Here is a 15,669-nt window from a genome sequence, read left to right as displayed (position 1 = left end):
ATGATCGGTCGCGGCCTGGATCAGCACATCCAAGCGGTCCGGCCCACCGAGGACGATCTCTTCCCGGACGCCCCACCCGGCTGGCTCGTCGGCAGCGGTTCGGCACTGTCCAGGTCCGGCGCCGTCACGCCCGATGGCCGCCTCGTTGCCCAGCTGTTCCAGGTCGCGGTGAATCCGGGCACCGGGGAATGGCGCATCCTGCGCAGCGTCCATGCCACCGATACCGGTACCGGGATGGATCCGTCGCGACGTCGGCAGTGGGTGGAAGCCGGTGTGGCACAGGCACTTGGCGCGGCCCTGTCCGAGCCGTTGCCGACGGCTGCCCGCGTGCCGCGCACCGAGATCGCCTGCACCCGCGCCGCCGATTCGCCCGGCGCGCAGGCGATGCGCGAGAGCCCCTTCGATCCGGTGGCTCCCGCCCTGGCCAACGCGCTGCGCGACGCGACCGGCATCCGCTTCACCGAGCTGCCGCTGACCCGTGACCGGATCTGGCTTGCCCTGCACGAGAAGCAGACTCGGCGCTCAGCTCGCACGCGCGACATAGCGACACCGACCCGCGCGGAACTGGCCCTGCTCACCGACTTTCAGGTGCCGTGACTCGGCTCGGTCGAGTCATGCGCTAACGAGAGAGCAACTCCAGCAACCGATCGTGTGGCAAGGCCGGGGAGTGGTGACCATCGCGCCCGGTCATATCGGAATTGACGATAAGGGCGTTGAGCACCGACTCCTCGACCGCCTCGACAACGGCGGTGTAGAAGGCGTCCATGCGATTCCACGGCAGTCGCGGCGTGGTGACGAGGTGCTCGGCCGACGGCTCCCCGTGCGGAAAACCGGTGTCGGACGGGCGATCCGAGGCGGTGGAGAACGCCAGGAACAGATCCCCGGAGAACAGGCTCCCGGTGGTGCCGGTCCGCGCCAGCCCGAACGGCACCCGCCGCGCCATAGCCTTGCACTGCAACGCATCCACCGGTGCGTCGGTGGCGATGATGACAATGACCGATCCCGCCCCGCCCGGCGCCCGCACCCCGGACTCTCCGGGAACGCGGTGCCAGGGGGTCGTCTCCTGGGGGTTGTCGGCGGTCAGGGCTGCGCCGATGCGGCGGCCCGCGATCGTAAGTTCGCCGCGGGCACCGAAATTGGCTTGGACGAAGACGCCGACCGTGTAGGTGTCCGGGCCGAAGGGGACCTCACGGGAGGCGGTGCCGCTGCCGCCCTTGAAGCCGTAGCAGTTCATGCCGGTGCCGCCGCCGACCGAGCCCTCGAGCAGGGGCCAAGTGCGGGCCGAGTCGAGGGCTTCGGCGACGAGGGCGGGGGCGATGTGGCCGCCGTTGATGTCGTTGAGGTAGCCGTCCCAGGTTTCGGCGCAGACCGGCAGCAGCCATTCGCGGGCCAGGGCCGGGTGGGCGCGGTTGATCCATTCGACGACCCCGGCGTGGCAGGGGCCGATGGCGTGGGTGTTGGAAATCGTGATGGGCATGGACAATTGGCCGACCTCGTCGATCCAGGCGGTGCCGGTCATCTCGCCGTTGCCGTTGAGTGAATACCAGCCCGCCGCGCACGGCCGCCCGACCCCGGCGCGTCCGCGCGGCAGGATGGCGGTGACGCCGGTGCGGGCGGGACCGGAGCCGACGCGCAGCGGTCCGTCACCGAAAATCACCGTGCGATAGCCGACTTCGACGCCGGGCACGTCGGTGATGGCGTTCCACGGCCCGGGCCGACCGTCGGGCGCGATGCCCAGGCTGCGGGCGCGCGGGCGGCCGTCGGGTGAGCTCAGCTGAGGATCGGTCATGCGCGGGCCTCCTCGATGGGTGCGGTGATGTCGGGGCAGCGGGTGGCGGTGCGGGCGTAGGAGCAGATGAGCCCGGCGGCGGCGAGCTTGGTCATGGACCGGTTGCGGCTGATGATGTGCAGCCCGTAGGCGTCCTCGAGCGCCACCAGGTTGCGCGCGACGGTCAGGATCGGCTCTTCGATTGTGAAGTGCCCCTGCGCGATTCCCACTTCCAGCGCGCTGGCGTAGACCGCCACCTGCTGATTGAACAGGGCGGTGATGAGATCGCCGTGCTGGGCGGACACCGCGTGGTAGGAGGCCAGCCGGTAGAGCGCGGTGACCAGGGTGTCGTCGGGGGACTCCGGCAGTCCGGCCCACACCATCGCGCCGATTTTCGTTCTGGCATCGGGGATTTCGGTCACCATGGCCAGCCGGTCGCCGAAGAATCGGTCGCTGGCGAAGCGGTGCACCTCGTGCAGCAGGTTGGACAGGTCCTCGAAGTAGTAGTGCACGGTGGCGGGTGACACCCCGGCGCTGCCGGCGATCTCCCGAATGCGCGGGCCGTCGGCGCCGGGTGCGGCGACCGCGGCCAGCGCGGCGTCGAGGATCGCCCGCCGCGCCCGCTCCTGATCCTTCTTGCGCGCCATCCGAACCCTTCCGCCGATCGACAGTTAAGTCATTGTTACGTTGTTTCGCCCCACTTGTCCTGCTGAGTTACCGCATTCTTTGATGGTAAGTCAAAGAAAGGCCGAGCCATGGCGACCTATCCTCAGCAGCTCTCCCGGGCCCTCGGCATGGGCGAGAACATCCTCATCACACTGTCCGCGGTGACGCCGGCGTCCAGCGTGTTCATCATCATTCCGGCCATCCTGCTGGCCGCCGGGGGCGCCTCCGTGCTGACCCTCGCGCTGGCCGCGGTGGCCTCGGTATTCGTGGGCTTCTGCTATGCCGAACTGGCCACCGCCTACCCGATCGCGGGTGGCGAATACACCTGGGCGGCAAGACTGTTGGGACGCTCCAGCGGCTTCGCCATCTTCGTGCTGACGCTGGTGAACGGGGTGCTGATCATCGCGGTGATTGCGCTCGGCACCGGCGACTACCTCAGCGTCGCGATTCCCAGCCTCGGCGGCAAATGGGTCGGCGTGGGTGTCATCGCGGTGACCACGGTGGTCGCGCTGCTCAATATCAAGGCGAACGCCTGGGTCACCGGAGTCTTTCTGTGCGTGGAGGTTTCGGCCATCGCGGCGCTGGTGGTGCTCGGCGCGACGCACGCCGAACGCGGTCCGGCCACCTTCCTGCACGCGCAGACCGCCGCGGCCGACGGCCTGACCAACCCGGGCATCGGATCGCTGGCGTCCTTGATCCCGGTGGCGCTGTTCGCCTACAACGGTTACGGCGCGGCGGTCTACTACTCGGAGGAGACCCGCAATGCCACCCGGACCATCGGCCGGGTGATCATGATCTGCCTGACAGCCACGGTCGCCATCGAGATCCTGCCGCTCGCCGCCGTGGTGTTGGGCGCACCCTCGCTCACCGAGCTGCTGCACAGCGACGCGCCGATGAACTACTTCCTCACCGCCCGTGGCGGTTCGGCGGTGAACACCGCGGTGAGCGTTGGCATCGCGATCGCCATCGTGAACGCCGTGATCGCCATCATCCTGCAGATCGCGCGCCTGCTGTTCGCCTCGGCCCGCGATCGCAGCTGGCCGGATCCGATCGATCGCGCCCTGGGCGGGGTGCATCCGCGCCTGCATACCCCGGTGGTGGCGACCCTGGTGGTCGGCGCGTTCGCGGTGCTGGCCGCCGCGCTGCTGCCGATGCACTGGCTCATCGTGGCCACCGGCGCGGGTCTGGTGCTGGTGTACCTGTTCGTGGCGTTCGCGGCGCTGCGAATCCGGCTGGCGCGCACGGGGATCCAGGGCGGCTACCGGATGCCGTGGTGGCCGGTGCCGCCGGTGATCGTCATCGCGGTGATGCTGTACTCGGCCTACAGCCTGGGCCGCGACGACTGGCAGCAGATCGCGTTCGCGGCCGCCGCCATGGCCGCGGGCTATCTGTATTACGCGCTCTACCTGCATCCTCGACGCGGCGAGCGCTGGAGCCTGCCGGACCCGATCCACGAAGAGTGAGCCCCGGTCGCGCCCTCATCGACACGACCGGGGCTCGCGGCCCGCGTCTGCTACTTCGTCGGAGCCGGGACGAAGGGCTGGTTGATGGTGGTGAAGTACTGGACCGCGGCGGCGATGGCCACCGGGGCGGTGACGAGGATCATGCCCGCGATCGCGCCGAGCGCGCCTATGGCCGCGGCTCCCGCGAGGCAGCCGACGACGGCACCCGGCAGGAAGAAGAAGAGGCCGCCGATAATGCCCGTGGCCAGCGACGCTCCGGCGCCCACGGCGATGCCGCCCAGGGCACAGCCGACCGCGCCGCCGCCGATGCCGCCGACCAGGGTTCCGATGGTCGCGCCGATGGCGATGGTGTCCTTCATGCGGTTCCAGGCCGCCTGCTCACGGTCGTACGGGGTCTTCCACGGAGCGGTGTCCTCGAAGGGCAGCGCGACCGGCTGATAAACCGCGTGCTGCAGATCGAATTGCGGTGTCAGAGTGGCGGTCAGGCCCCTGATTTCGGTCGCGATGGGGAATACGAAATCGTCCACGCGGAAGGTGAGTTCGGTTCCAGCAACCACCGTGCCATCGGCACCGTGGATCTTGAAGACACCGTTCTCGACGTCCATCGAGCCGATATCGGTGGAAATGGTCGCCGACCGATCGGAAGCCGATGCCGTGTAATGGACGGCACCGACATCTCCGCTGGTAGGTTCGGCATTCACCGTTCCGGCCGTAATTGCTGTGACGGCGGCCACCAATGCGGTCACCGCGGCTAATCCGCTCTTGCGCACTTGATTTACCTCGATTTGATAGGCCCGCGTCATCAGAACTCATCGCAGGTTCAGTTATTGACAAGCAAACTTTAAGTCTGCTCTCAGGCATCAGCAATGGACATTTGCCCTTTAGTGACTCGATACACATATCCGCACCCCGTTTAGCAGCAAATAATCCGGTCGTTCGGGGAGTGGGCCGCCGGACTGCTTGCGGCACAACGGATTCCAGCGAACCGACCGGACCGGATTTGACAACGCCCTGGACCAGGCCCACCATTGCTCAGTCAGCACCTCGCTAGGCGAGGCTCCTGTACGAACACAGGCCACTGATCCGACGACGTCGAGAGACGCCCAGGGTTAGGACAGATCACCCCGGATTAAGGGGTGATCCGAAGTGGCTTCCCCGGGCCGCGAGCCCCCGGATACGTCGTGCAGTGCCGAAGCTCTGACGAGAGGGGTGCGGGGCGACACCACGGGTGTGCCCGAATCCCTTCTTGCCGTGCGTGATGCGACAGCACAGGTAGTGACGTCCGCGTACGTCCCGGCGGCAAGGAGGTGAGGGACGAACAATGAGTTCCGGCGATAGTCCGTATCCGAGTATGGATTTCAGAATCTTGACGTCCCCGGCTTGCCGCATTCCGGTCACCGGCTGACCCGTTCCCACACCGATCCGTCCCGCGTCGTCCCGACGCCGGTCGCGTCCCCACGTGTGCCTCGAACCGGTCGATCGTGCCCGAAATCGCTTGGCGGCCGGGTGTATTCCGCATGCCGATACACCTGATGATCGAAAGCGAGGGAAGTGCCATGGCCTTCTTCGCGAACGGCTCGCGCCGCTCCACCACCGTCGCCGCACCCGGCGCCGCCGCCAACGCCCACCCCAGCGATGCCCGCCCCGCCGGCGCTGTCATGGACAGCGCCCACGTCGGCGATATCGTCGGCGCGCTGGGCTCCATCGGACAGCACGACACCCTCGAGGGCCGCACCCGCGGCCAGCGGCTGCGCATGCTGCTGGCCATCATCGGCCCCGGCCTGATCGTGATGGTCGGCGACAACGACGCCGGCGGCATCGCCACCTACGCGCAGGCCGGGCAGAACTACGGCATGGCGCTGGTCTGGACGCTGGTGCTGCTCATCCCGGTGCTGTACGTGAACCAGGAAATGGTGGTGCGCCTCGGCGCGGTCGCCGGAGTCGGGCACGCACGCTTGATCTTCGATCGGTTCGGCAAGTTCTGGGGCGCGTTCAGCGTGGGCGACCTGTTCATCGTGAACGCGCTGACCATCGTCACCGAGTTCATCGGTGTCTCCATGGCACTCAACTACTTCGGCCTGCCCAAGGCGATCTCGGTGCCGCTGGCGGCGATCACCCTGTTCGCCATGGTGGCGGGCGGCTCGTTCCGGCGCTGGGAGCGGTTCCTGTTCGGGCTGATCGCGCTGAACATCGTCATGTTCCCGCTGGCATTCCTGGTGCACCCCCAGATCTCCCAGATCGGGCACGGCTTCATTCCGTCGTTCCCGGGCGGGTTGAACTCGACGCTGCTGCTGCTCATCGTGTCGATAGTCGGCACCACCGTCGCGCCGTGGCAGCTGTTCTTCCAGCAGTCCAACATCGTCGACAAGCGCATCACCCCGCGCTGGATCCGCTACGAGCGCATCGATCTGTGGGTCGGCATCGTCGTGGTGATGGTCGGCGCGGTGGCCATCATGGCCGCGGCGGCCTTCGGTCTCGCCGGCACCGACGCGATCGGCAACTTCACCGATGCCGGTGCGGTCGCCCAGTCCCTGCACGATCACATGGGCACCACGGTCGGCGCGCTGTTCGCCCTGCTGCTGCTGGACGCCTCACTGATCGGCGCGAATGCCGTCGGCCTGGCCACCACCTACGCGCTCGGCGACACCCTCGGCAAGCGGCACTCGCTGCACTGGAAGGTCAGCGAGGCACCGGCCTTCTACATCGGGTACGCCGCGCTGCTGGCCGTCGCGGGTGCGGTGTCCTTCAGCCCGGATCACGTGCTGGGTCTGCTGACCCAGGGCGTGCAGGCACTGGCCGGTGTGCTGTTGCCCTCGGCCACGGTGTTCCTGGTGCTGCTCTGCAATGACAAGGCCGTGCTGGGACCGTGGGTGAACACGGTGCGCCAGAACATCGTTGCCGGCGTCATCGTGTGGTCGCTGGTGCTGCTGTCGCTGGCGCTGACCGCGGCGGTGTTCTTCCCCGGCCTGTCCACGGCGACCATCGAGATCGGTTTCGGCGTCGGCGCGCTGGTCGGCATCCTCGGCGGTGCGGGCATGCTGATCTCCTGGCAGCGCGGCAAGCGGCGCGACACCGAGCGCACCGCACGGGAACTCGGCAACCTGGACCCGGACCAGGTGGAGGAGTTGGAGTCCACTCCCCTCACCCGGGCCGAGCGCAAGGCCATTCGTGAGGCCGACCGCGACACCTGGCGCACCCCCGCGCTCGACACCCTCGAGCGGCCGGCGTTCTCCACGGCGCGCACGGCGGGCATGTTCGCGCTGCGCGGTTACCTGGTGCTCGCGGTAGTCCTGGTGGGCGTCAAGATCTTCCAGTCCATCGGCTGAAAATCAGCACCCGGCCGGGATACCCGACAGGTCGATCCGGCCGTCACGCTGGACGCCGTCGCATGCACTCGCGACGCCGTCCAGCGTGATATCACTCAATGTGATTGCCGCACTGCCGATCTGCCCGCCGCTGCTGCTGGTGCGCAACAGTGCTTCCCGGGCCGCCGCGATCGAGGTGCGCGCGATCCAGCCGTGCAGCACCGCGGTGTCACCGACATTGCGAATGCTGATGCCGTTGGCGGCGCTCGCGCCGAGCACGGTGTCGTGGATGTCGAAGGTGAGTTCGGCGGTGCTGGGCTCGGATCCGGCCGGCGTGTAGGCGATCAGGCCGATGCCGTCGGCGCTGCAGTCACCGAGATCGGAGTCGGCGATGGTCAGGTCGGTGTGGGCGGCGCGGCCGAAATTGGTGGTCACCACGCAGGTTCCGAGGTTGGCGGGGATCAGCGAGTTCAGCACCGCGCCGGGAAAGGTGCTGTGGTGGGCGTACACGTTGCGCAGGGTCAGCGACTGGTGCGCGCCGCCGGTGCTGAGGTTGTAGTTCTCGATGACGTCACCGGCCACCGTGTCGAAGACGCTGTCGGTCACCGTGACTCGGCTGTCCGGGGCGCCGCTGGTGGTCACGTATTCGAGGCCGTTGGCGGAGAAGTTCCCGTAGCCGTTGTGGAATTGGTTGGCGTCCACCGTGATATCCAGGTGCGCCCGGCCCAGCGGGTTGATGAACACGCCCTCGCTGTCGGCCATCACGTTGAGCAGACTCGTGGCCGGGGTGGCGATCTCGGTTTCGGAGTTGCCGTCGAGCCGCCCGGTCAGCACGGCATCGTCGCCCGCCTGGACGCCGAGGGCGAGCACCGAGAGTTTGGCCAGGCCGAGATTGATGGTGCGCAGCGTATTTCCGGTCACGGCGGCGTCGATGCGGCTGCTGCCGAGTGCGCGGATGTCGATGCCGTCGCCGCAGGCGGTGTCGTGCACGGTATTGCCCTCGATGCGGACGGTGCCTGCCGCGCTGTGGAAGTCGGACATGATGGCGGCCCAGCCGTTGTTGAGGGTGATGAAGTCCGGCAGTGCGGGAATCGCCGCGCCCAGGGGCAGGGTGGGCGGCAGGCCGAAGGGCCCGATCAGGAAGCCGTCGGCGCATTGTTGATTGGTGGCGGTCACGTCGTTGCCGGTGATGACGGCGTTCACGGCGTCGGCGCCGTAGATGCCGCCGCGCCGGGCTCCGGTGATCACGAGATTGCTCACCTCCGTGTCGGAAGCGAGGCGCACGGCGTCGCCGTCGTGGTCCGCGGTGGTGTTCGAGATGCGCGGCAGTGCGGGGCTGTCGGCCGCGCCGCGAACCGCCGGGCCGTCACCACGGAGTTTCTGCCCCGGTTTGAGGGCGATTCCACCGTCGAGGGTGGCGGTGGAGGGCTGCACGATGATGGTGTCGCCGTCCCGCGAGACCGATTCCACCCGGGCGAGCGAGTCGAAAGGCGCGTCGGCGCTGCCGGTTCCGTTCGCGGGCGCACCCGCGCGGACATACCAGGTGCTCGAATCCGGTTGCGCCACGGCGAGTCCGGTGGTGTGCGCGCCGAGGGCCAGCAGGGCGGCCAGTAGCGCCGCGGTCCGGGCTCGGGGAGGGTGGGCGGTGGTCGGCCGCACGATGTTCATGCTCGCTGACCATGCCAGGCTGGAGCGCCGGGGCCATCCGGCAAAATCCCAGGATCCGGCCGGTTCGGCTGGCCGGTCACACAAACGACGAGGAGGTCTCAGTTCGTCGAGATCGGAAGCTCAGAGTTCGTCGAGTTCGGGAATGGGGGGCAGGACCGGCTCGGGCCACTCCTCCAGGGTTGCCACCTGCAGGTGGATGAAGGCTGCGATGCGGTGCCGGGCCGAGGACGGGAGTCGCTCGATGTCGGCCGCGCTCAGGACGTGTGCGCCGAAGGAGTGGGGCTGTGGCGCTTCGGGGTCAGGCGATTCGGGAACAACCTCTAGCTTTGGCCGCGAAGCAGTGGCCGGAATGACTGGTTCATCCGGTTCTGCGGCAGCGGCGGCGGTTCGCACCATGCCGTGACCATAACCCTTTGATAACGCTCGCGGGAGGCGTTGGCGCACTTGTGTCTTCGCGCTGCGAATTCAGCGAAGGCATTGTAAAGGCGAAAAGAATGTGCAGGCAGGCTCGGTCCTCGCAAAATCCGCTGCGCCTGCGCCGGAAGATTATGGTGATGGGAGTCACTCTGTCAACACTTCGGGCAAAACTCGCAGAGAGGACTCAAATCGGGCGGCGCGCAATGGCATACAGATCACGCGCCGGACCGGTCGGCTTCTGTCCGGTCGGCCAAATCGCGCGCAGTCGTCGCTCCAGATCCGGGCCGCCGGTCACGGTGGGCGAAACCAGCAGGCCCTCGGCCAATTCGGTGGCCACCGCCAGCGAGGAGAGCACCGCCGGTGCGAGGCCCTCGGCCACCGCGGTCTTGATGGCCGTGGTGGAGGACAGCTCCAGCGCAACATTCGGCTCCCAGCCCGGCCTGTCGGTGCGCATGGCCCGCTCGAAGGAATTGCGGGTGCCCGAACCGGGCTCGCGATAGATGAGGGGCGTTCGTGCCAACTCGGCCGCGTCGACCTGCGACCGCCGCGCCCAGGGGTGACCGGCGGCCACCACCACGAGCAGCCGATCCCGGCCCACCTCATGGCTTTCCAAACCACCGGGCAGCTGCGGGCTCTCCACGAACCCGATGCCGGCCCGGCCCTCCAGCACGGCCTTGGCCACCTCGGCCGAATTGCCCGATTCCAGGGCGATGGAGGTGTCGGGCATCCGCGCCCGCAAACCCATCAGCCACTTGGGGAACAGGTACTCCGCCACGGTCTGGCTGGCCGCCACCCGCAACCGCGAATCCCGCTGCGTGCGAAGCGTGTCGATCCCGGCGTCCAGCCGCGCCGCCGCGTCCACCACATCTCGCGCCCACTCCGCGATGAGCGCACCCGCCGCCGTCGGCCGCGACCCCAGCGTGGTCCGCTCCAGCACCGGCACCCCCACCAACTGCTCGAGATACCGAATCCGCGAACTCGCCGACGGCTGACTGATCCCGTGCGCCTTCGCCGCCCGCCCCAAACTCCCCAGCTCGATCACCGAGAGCAAAAGGTCGAGCGCGGCAAGATCAGGCACTCTCGGCGACAGCGGCATAGAGCGAGTCTATGCAGCGCCGACAGAAATCCAGGTCAGCGGGCGGCGACGCGTTCGACGACGGGACGCCAGGTTTCGAGGGGGTGGACGGTGAGGCCGATGACCTTGCCGGCGTCGTCGGCGCGGCGGAGGGCGATGGCGGCGGTGAAGTCCGGGTCGGATTCGAAGGCTGTTATCTCTTCGGGGGTCATCGGCCCGCCCTGGGCGATGAGGGTGCGCTGACTGGACGGGGACAGCGCGGCGGCGTGGGCGGAATCCGTCGCGGCCAGGTAGCGCTTGGCGACGACATGGAGTTCGACCAGGCGGGCTACGCGGTCGCCGAGCAGGGTGCGCACCATGGTGCCGCCGTGGATGCCGTGGCCCGCGTCGTCGCCGGGGATCAGGACGTGGCCGATGTCGTGGACCAGCCCGGCGACCTGGAGTTCTTCGTCGAGGGGGAAGTCGCGGCGCAGGATTTCGGCGCATTGGCGGTCGTGGTCGAGGATGTCGACGGGGTCGCCGCTGCGGTCGGGCATGTCCCAGGCGTCCTCGCAGTCGGCGAGCAGGGCCATGAGTTCATCGACGGTGGTCAAGGGTTCCAGGGCACGGGTCACGGGCCGAACCCTAGGGGTCGACAGACCGCGGCACCACCGGGCCGAGGGAAACATTCAGCAAATGTCCCCTGCGACCAATGGATTGGCAGGAACTACCTATCGGCGACCAGGGCCCGCGCGGATTGGCCGGAAATCTCTGCTCGGTCCGCGCGCGGAAACCTACGCTTCAGCCATGGCTGGCAAGACTCCCGCGACGTTGGAAGCGGCTGCGGCGGGCAAGATTCCGACCGAGTTCCGGTATCGGGAGCGCCTCGACGATCCGCGGGTGCAATGGGCGCGGCGGGTATGGCGCGGGGTGTTCCGGTTCGATCCGCAGCCGGACGAGGAGTTGGTGCGGGCCTTCGCCGGTGCCTACTACCAGGCCGATCCGGTCGCCGAGGCGTTCGTCGACGAGGTCTACCTCGGGGAGATCGGGCCGAAGGCCGGGCGGGCCATGCTGGATCGGGCGCTCGCGGACGGGGTGGACAGTGTGCCGGACGCGCCGCCGTCGCTGGTGCGGTTGTTCGAGGAGTTCGAGACGGACCCGGACTGGCTGGACCCGGAACTGGTCGCGCAGGGCGCGAGGGTGTTCCGGCGCTGGGGCACTTCGGTTTTCAGCTTCGCCACCACCAGCACATTGGAGATGTACTCGGAGAGTTCGATCACCAAACCGCTGTCGTACGCGGGCGGCTACGCCGGGGACAAGGCGCACAAGCGGCAACTCGAGACCGTCCGATTCTGGATCGACGTGTCCGACCCGGGCGGGCTGGATCCGGGCGCGCGCGGGCGGCAGACCGCCATGCGGGTGCGGATCATGCACGTGTTCATCCGGCGCAAGCTCATGCAGCGGCCGGAATGGGATTACGACGCCTGGGGTGTGCCGATCAGCATCGGCGACGCCACCCTCACCCTGATGGGCGGCAGCGTGGTGCCCGGACTGGCGCTGTGGAGCCTCGGGCACCAGACGACGGTCCCGGAAATCGAAGCGACCCTGCACTTCTGGCGCTACGTCGGCCATCTGCTCGGGGTGCAGCCGAGCTGGTATCCGCAGGACTTCCGGGCGGCGGTGCGACTCATGTTCGCCGCCTTCGTCAAACGCGCGTACACGGCGGGTGCGGACGGCGCGGAGCTGGTGGAGTCGTATCTGCCCGCGTTCGCGCCGAAGCCGGATACCCCGTGGGCCAAGCGGATTCGCGACGAGTTCAACTATCGCGTGCAGATCGGCTACACCGGTTTCTGGCTGCCACCGGCCACCTACGCCCGCCATCGCATGCCGCATCGGTTCCCGTGGGTGCTGCATCCGTTGGTGCAGGCACCGGTGGTGTTCGGCGCGGAAACCCTGCGCCGCACCGTGCCCGGCCTGGACGCGATCGCCGATCGGGTGCAGCGGCAGCGCCGCGAGCGGTGGTACCGCAACGAGGTCGGCGACCGGGCTGCCGAGTTCACCCCGGTCGAGGAGTTCCGGCGCTGAGCCGCTACTTCTTCTCGATGCGGCTCTGCGGCGGGTTCACCGCGGCATGCCCGCGCAGGTAGGTCTCCAGGGCGTCGAGATCGATGGGGCCGACGAGGGTTTCGCTGGCGTGCTCGAACACGGTGAAGCCGTCGCCGCCACCGGCGAGGAAGTTGTTGGTCGACACCCGATACGACGCGGCGAGGTCGAGCGGCTGCCCGCCGATCCGCACGCTGCCGTCGATCACCTTGTGCCCCTTGGGCGCACCGTCGGAGTAGGAGTAGCTGATGCCCGCGACCGACAGCACGGCGGGCTTGCTCACATTGTCCCACTGCTGTTCCAGCAGACTCAGGATCTGCTGGCCGGTCAGCGCCACCGCCACCACCTGATTGGCGAAAGGCTGTGCCGTATAGGCCTGTTCGTAGGTGATGCTGCCGCCGGTCAGACCCGCGCGCACGCCGCCGGGGTTCATGAACGCCGCCACCGCCCGCACATCGGTCATGGCATCGAGCATGGCGTCGGCGATGACGTCGCCGAGCGGGGAGTCACCGGCCGGTTGCGGATCGGCGGGCAGCGGCGCGGTGGCGCTGCCGATCACCCGCTCGGCGCGCGATTTGGATTGCGCCGCAAAGAAGTCCACCAGCTGGGCGGCGGCGGGTGCGGGTGTGATGTCGCGGGTGACGACCCGGTTGACGGCCTTGGCGTCGACCTTGCCGTCGTGGAAGCGCAGGGTCACATCGGTGATGAGACGCCCGAAGGACGCGGCCTGGGTGACGACCTTGCCGTCCAGGACACAGTTGTAGGCCTGGTGGGTGTGCGCGGTCAGCATGACCGACACCGCGGCATCGGTCTTGTCGGCCAGGGCTTTCACCTCGGGTGAGATGTCGACGCAGCCGTTGTAGTCGGTGCGGCCGCCGCGGGTCTGCTGGGCCCCGCCGTCGTGCAGCATTGCCACCACGGTCTCCGCGCCCGCCGCTTTCATGGCGGGCACGTATTTGTTGATGGCGTCGGCCTCGTCGCCGAAGTGATAACCGCGAATGCCATCGGCCATGACGATGTGCTCGGTGTCGGGGGTGACGGTGCCGACCACCCCGATCTTGTGCCCGCCGATCGTCAGCATCGTCCACGCCCGCAGGCCGGGCGGCAGTTGGCCGTTGCCGTCGGTCACATTGGCGGCCAGGTACGGGAATTTCGCGCCGGTGAACGGCTCGCCGGGGGTGCAGCCGTCGGCCGCGCAGCCACCCTGCTGCAGGCGCTGCAATTCGCCCACGCCATGGTCGAATTCGTGGTTACCCGCCGCCGAGGCCGCGACGCCGACGGAGTTGAGGAAGTCGATGGCCGGCTCGTCGTGGAACATCGACGAGATCAGCGGGCTGGCACCGATATTGTCCCCCGCCGCCACGACGGCGCTGTCCGGGTAGGCGGCCTTCAACCGGGCCAGATGCGCTGCCAGATAGGCCGCTCCCCCGGCGGTATACGCGCCCACCTTGCCATTGGTCCCGTCCGGCGGTTGCAGATTGCCGTGCAGATCGTTGATCCCGAACAAATGCACCTCGCCGCTCTGCGCGGCGGGCAGATCACCGGTCGAGATCAGCGGGATCGCACCGGATCCGGCGGGCTTCCCGGCGTCCGGACTGCCTCCGCACCCCGCCACCAGCCCGAGGCTCAGCACCGCCGCACACGCAACCACAACCCGCCGCCGCCCGTTCATAACCTTCGACTGTGGCAGACCTCGTCGACACGTGCCCGTCGAGCAGGTGAATTCACCGCCCCCGCCAGCAGGCCGCCGTCGGCCGCGCGGAGATGTGAGACCGAATACCCACGGCAGCGCGGATTATCGTGTTCGCGCCTTCGCCCCGGTCGATGCGGGTCGGGAAAATACCCACGGCGGCTACGTGTTTCGGATCCGGTATCGGGGAAATTCCGCGCCGAGTAGACAGAAAATATGACCACCCGGAATCTGACGCTCGCCACGGCGGTCTTCGCCTTGACCTTCTGGGCGTGGAATCTGATCGGGCCGCTGTCGTCGAGCTATACGAAGATGCTGGGGCTCTCGCCCGGCCAGACCTCGCTGCTGGTGGCGACGCCGGTGCTGGTGGGTTCGCTGGGGCGGATTCCGGTGGGGGTGCTGGCCGACCGGTTCGGCGGGCGGCGCATGCTGGCGGCGATCTGCTTTCTCACCATCGTGCCGGTGTTGTTCGTGGGTTGGGCGAATTCCTTTGCCGGACTGATGTGCTGGGGCTTCCTGCTGGGTATCGGCGGCACCTCGTTCGCGGTGGGGGTGCCGTTCGTGAACAACTGGTACGAGCCCGCCCGACGCGGCTTCGCCACCGGCATGTTCGGGCTGGGCATGGGCGGCACCGCGCTCTCGGCGCTGCTCACCCCCAGGCTGGTCGAACACCTCGGACGGGCGCAGACCCACGCGCTGCTCGCGGTGGCGCTGGCCGCGCTGGGCACGGTCGTGCTGTTGTTCGCCCGGGACGCACCGAGTTGGAAGCCTGCCACCGAGCCCGCACTGCCGCGGATCCGGGAAGCGTTGCGGCTGAAGGCGACCTGGCAGAGTTCGCTGCTGTACGCGGTGGCGTTCGGCGGCTTCGTGGCCTTCTCGACCTATCTGCCGACGGTGCTGCACAACGTCTACGAGTTCGCCCAGTCGGACGCGGGCATCCGCACGGCCGGATTCGCCATCGCCGGGGTGCTGGCCCGCCCGATCGGCGGCATCCTCTCCGACAAGGTTGGGCCGATCCGGGTGCTGATCGCCGCGTTCGCGGGGGCAGCGGTGCTGGCCATGGTGCTCGCGATCGAGCCCCCGGCAGAGCTCGCGGCGGGTTCGGCGTTGGTGGCCATGGCGTTCTGCCTGGGCTTGGGCACCGGCGGTGTGTTCGCCCTCGTCGCGGAGCTGGTGGCGCCCGAACGGGTTGGCACGGTGACCGGATTGGTCGGCGCGGCAGGCGGTCTCGGCGGCTACTTCCCGCCGCTGGTCATGGGCTTCGCCTACGGCCAGACCGACAGCTACACCATCGGCTACCTGCTGCTGGCCGGAACCGCGGCGGCCGCCCTGCTCTATACCGTGGCCCTGCGCCGCTCGGTGACGTCCGCCGCCGACCGGCAGGCGCACCCGACCCCGACCCCGGCGGTGCACCGCTGAGCCCCTCGACGCAGGTTCCGCGCGGGGAAACCGCAGCCGCCGCACCTTGACCGGGAGTGCGGCGGCTGTGGGCGTCGGATTCCAGCCGGGAGCGCGCCGGAATGACGGGGTGCGTC

The 15,669-nt window shown here is 68.5% G+C and carries 13 protein-coding genes and 1 riboswitch; of the genes, 5 read left to right on the top strand and 8 right to left on the bottom strand.

Annotated features, from left to right (window positions below; all coding sequences use genetic code 11):
* Complete coding sequence (locus ACYVN4_RS28960; RefSeq protein ID WP_460726718.1) at positions 1–597, top strand: molybdopterin cofactor-binding domain-containing protein; 597 nt, start codon at positions 1–3, stop codon at positions 595–597.
* Positions 598–619: 22 nt separating this feature from the next.
* Here ACYVN4_RS28960 and ACYVN4_RS28955 read toward each other — a convergent pair whose 3' ends face one another.
* Together ACYVN4_RS28955 and ACYVN4_RS28950 are read right to left on the bottom strand one after the other, a co-directional pair.
* Positions 620–1,789 (bottom strand): DmpA family aminopeptidase, encoded by a 1,170-nt coding sequence (locus ACYVN4_RS28955; protein ID WP_460725177.1) that lies wholly within the window; start codon positions 1,787–1,789, stop codon positions 620–622.
* Positions 1,786–2,415: a TetR family transcriptional regulator gene (locus tag ACYVN4_RS28950; protein WP_460725176.1), complete on the bottom strand. Its 630-nt coding sequence runs from the start codon at positions 2,413–2,415 to the stop codon at positions 1,786–1,788. The genes ACYVN4_RS28955 and ACYVN4_RS28950 overlap by 4 nt, the downstream gene beginning before the upstream one ends.
* Positions 2,416–2,523: 108 nt before the next feature.
* Here ACYVN4_RS28950 and ACYVN4_RS28945 point away from each other — a divergent pair, with 108 nt between their 5' ends.
* Positions 2,524–3,897 carry an APC family permease gene (locus ACYVN4_RS28945; protein WP_460725175.1) on the top strand — a complete coding sequence of 458 codons (1,374 nt, stop codon included), beginning with the start codon at positions 2,524–2,526 and terminating at the stop codon, positions 3,895–3,897.
* Positions 3,898–3,947: 50 nt separating this feature from the next.
* On the opposite strand, the gene ACYVN4_RS28940 is transcribed toward ACYVN4_RS28945, so the two are convergent.
* The gene (locus tag ACYVN4_RS28940; protein ID WP_460725174.1) at positions 3,948–4,700 is read right to left on the bottom strand and encodes a hypothetical protein; all 753 of its coding nucleotides are present in this window, start codon (positions 4,698–4,700) and stop codon (positions 3,948–3,950) included.
* A 233-nt stretch (positions 4,701–4,933) separates the two neighbouring features.
* A riboswitch (M-box (ykoK) riboswitch) is annotated at positions 4,934–5,113 on the top strand.
* Between the two features lie 340 nt (positions 5,114–5,453).
* Between ACYVN4_RS28940 and ACYVN4_RS28935 the strand changes: the two genes are divergently transcribed.
* Complete coding sequence (locus ACYVN4_RS28935; RefSeq protein ID WP_460725173.1) at positions 5,454–7,223, top strand: NRAMP family divalent metal transporter; 1,770 nt, start codon at positions 5,454–5,456, stop codon at positions 7,221–7,223.
* A 3-nt stretch (positions 7,224–7,226) separates the two neighbouring features.
* On the opposite strand, the gene ACYVN4_RS28930 is transcribed toward ACYVN4_RS28935, so the two are convergent.
* The 4 genes from ACYVN4_RS28930 to ACYVN4_RS28915 form a co-directional block, all read right to left on the bottom strand.
* Complete coding sequence (locus tag ACYVN4_RS28930) at positions 7,227–8,870, bottom strand: hypothetical protein (protein WP_460725172.1); 1,644 nt, start codon at positions 8,868–8,870, stop codon at positions 7,227–7,229.
* Between the two features lie 120 nt (positions 8,871–8,990).
* Complete coding sequence (locus ACYVN4_RS28925; RefSeq protein ID WP_460725171.1) at positions 8,991–9,266, bottom strand: hypothetical protein; 276 nt, start codon at positions 9,264–9,266, stop codon at positions 8,991–8,993.
* A gap of 205 nt (positions 9,267–9,471) precedes the next feature.
* The gene (locus ACYVN4_RS28920; protein WP_460725170.1) at positions 9,472–10,383 is read right to left on the bottom strand and encodes a LysR family transcriptional regulator; all 912 of its coding nucleotides are present in this window, start codon (positions 10,381–10,383) and stop codon (positions 9,472–9,474) included.
* Between the two features lie 35 nt (positions 10,384–10,418).
* A complete protein-coding gene (locus ACYVN4_RS28915; RefSeq protein ID WP_460725169.1) occupies positions 10,419–10,976 on the bottom strand; it encodes an HD domain-containing protein in 558 nt (185 codons plus the stop codon).
* A 172-nt stretch (positions 10,977–11,148) separates the two neighbouring features.
* On the opposite strand from ACYVN4_RS28915, the gene ACYVN4_RS28910 reads away from it, so the two are divergent.
* On the top strand, positions 11,149–12,426 hold the full coding sequence (locus ACYVN4_RS28910) for an oxygenase MpaB family protein (RefSeq protein ID WP_460725168.1): 1,278 nt from the start codon (positions 11,149–11,151) through the stop codon (positions 12,424–12,426).
* A 4-nt stretch (positions 12,427–12,430) separates the two neighbouring features.
* Here ACYVN4_RS28910 and ACYVN4_RS28905 read toward each other — a convergent pair whose 3' ends face one another.
* Entirely contained in the window at positions 12,431–14,116 is a 1,686-nt protein-coding gene (locus tag ACYVN4_RS28905) for a bifunctional metallophosphatase/5'-nucleotidase (RefSeq protein WP_460725167.1), read from the bottom strand.
* A 234-nt stretch (positions 14,117–14,350) separates the two neighbouring features.
* Here ACYVN4_RS28905 and ACYVN4_RS28900 point away from each other — a divergent pair, with 234 nt between their 5' ends.
* The gene (locus ACYVN4_RS28900; RefSeq protein ID WP_460725166.1) at positions 14,351–15,553 is read left to right on the top strand and encodes an MFS transporter; all 1,203 of its coding nucleotides are present in this window, start codon (positions 14,351–14,353) and stop codon (positions 15,551–15,553) included.
* The last annotated feature ends 116 nt before the right edge of the window (positions 15,554–15,669 follow it).

It is taken from the genome of Nocardia heshunensis, from assembly GCF_054782115.1.
Note: the sequence above shows the minus strand (reverse complement) of the source record. Positions and strands in the feature narration are given on the sequence as shown.

What these genes read in the sequence shown, in the direction of transcription:
- ACYVN4_RS28940 (WP_460725174.1), bottom strand. Translation starts at nt 4,700, where the DNA reads ATGACGCGGGCCTATCAAATCGAGGTAAATCAAGTGCGCAAGAGCGGA.
- ACYVN4_RS28930 (WP_460725172.1), bottom strand. Translation starts at nt 8,870, where the DNA reads ATGAACATCGTGCGGCCGACCACCGCCCACCCTCCCCGAGCCCGGACC.
- ACYVN4_RS28910 (WP_460725168.1), top strand. Translation starts at nt 11,149, where the DNA reads ATGGCTGGCAAGACTCCCGCGACGTTGGAAGCGGCTGCGGCGGGCAAG.
- ACYVN4_RS28945 (WP_460725175.1), top strand. Translation starts at nt 2,524, where the DNA reads ATGGCGACCTATCCTCAGCAGCTCTCCCGGGCCCTCGGCATGGGCGAG.
- ACYVN4_RS28935 (WP_460725173.1), top strand. Translation starts at nt 5,454, where the DNA reads ATGGCCTTCTTCGCGAACGGCTCGCGCCGCTCCACCACCGTCGCCGCA.
- ACYVN4_RS28905 (WP_460725167.1), bottom strand. Translation starts at nt 14,116, where the DNA reads ATGAACGGGCGGCGGCGGGTTGTGGTTGCGTGTGCGGCGGTGCTGAGC.
- ACYVN4_RS28920 (WP_460725170.1), bottom strand. Translation starts at nt 10,383, where the DNA reads ATGCCGCTGTCGCCGAGAGTGCCTGATCTTGCCGCGCTCGACCTTTTG.
- ACYVN4_RS28950 (WP_460725176.1), bottom strand. Translation starts at nt 2,415, where the DNA reads ATGGCGCGCAAGAAGGATCAGGAGCGGGCGCGGCGGGCGATCCTCGAC.
- ACYVN4_RS28960 (WP_460726718.1), top strand. Translation starts at nt 1, where the DNA reads ATGATCGGTCGCGGCCTGGATCAGCACATCCAAGCGGTCCGGCCCACC.
- ACYVN4_RS28955 (WP_460725177.1), bottom strand. Translation starts at nt 1,789, where the DNA reads ATGACCGATCCTCAGCTGAGCTCACCCGACGGCCGCCCGCGCGCCCGC.
- ACYVN4_RS28900 (WP_460725166.1), top strand. Translation starts at nt 14,351, where the DNA reads ATGACCACCCGGAATCTGACGCTCGCCACGGCGGTCTTCGCCTTGACC.
- ACYVN4_RS28925 (WP_460725171.1), bottom strand. Translation starts at nt 9,266, where the DNA reads ATGGTGCGAACCGCCGCCGCTGCCGCAGAACCGGATGAACCAGTCATT.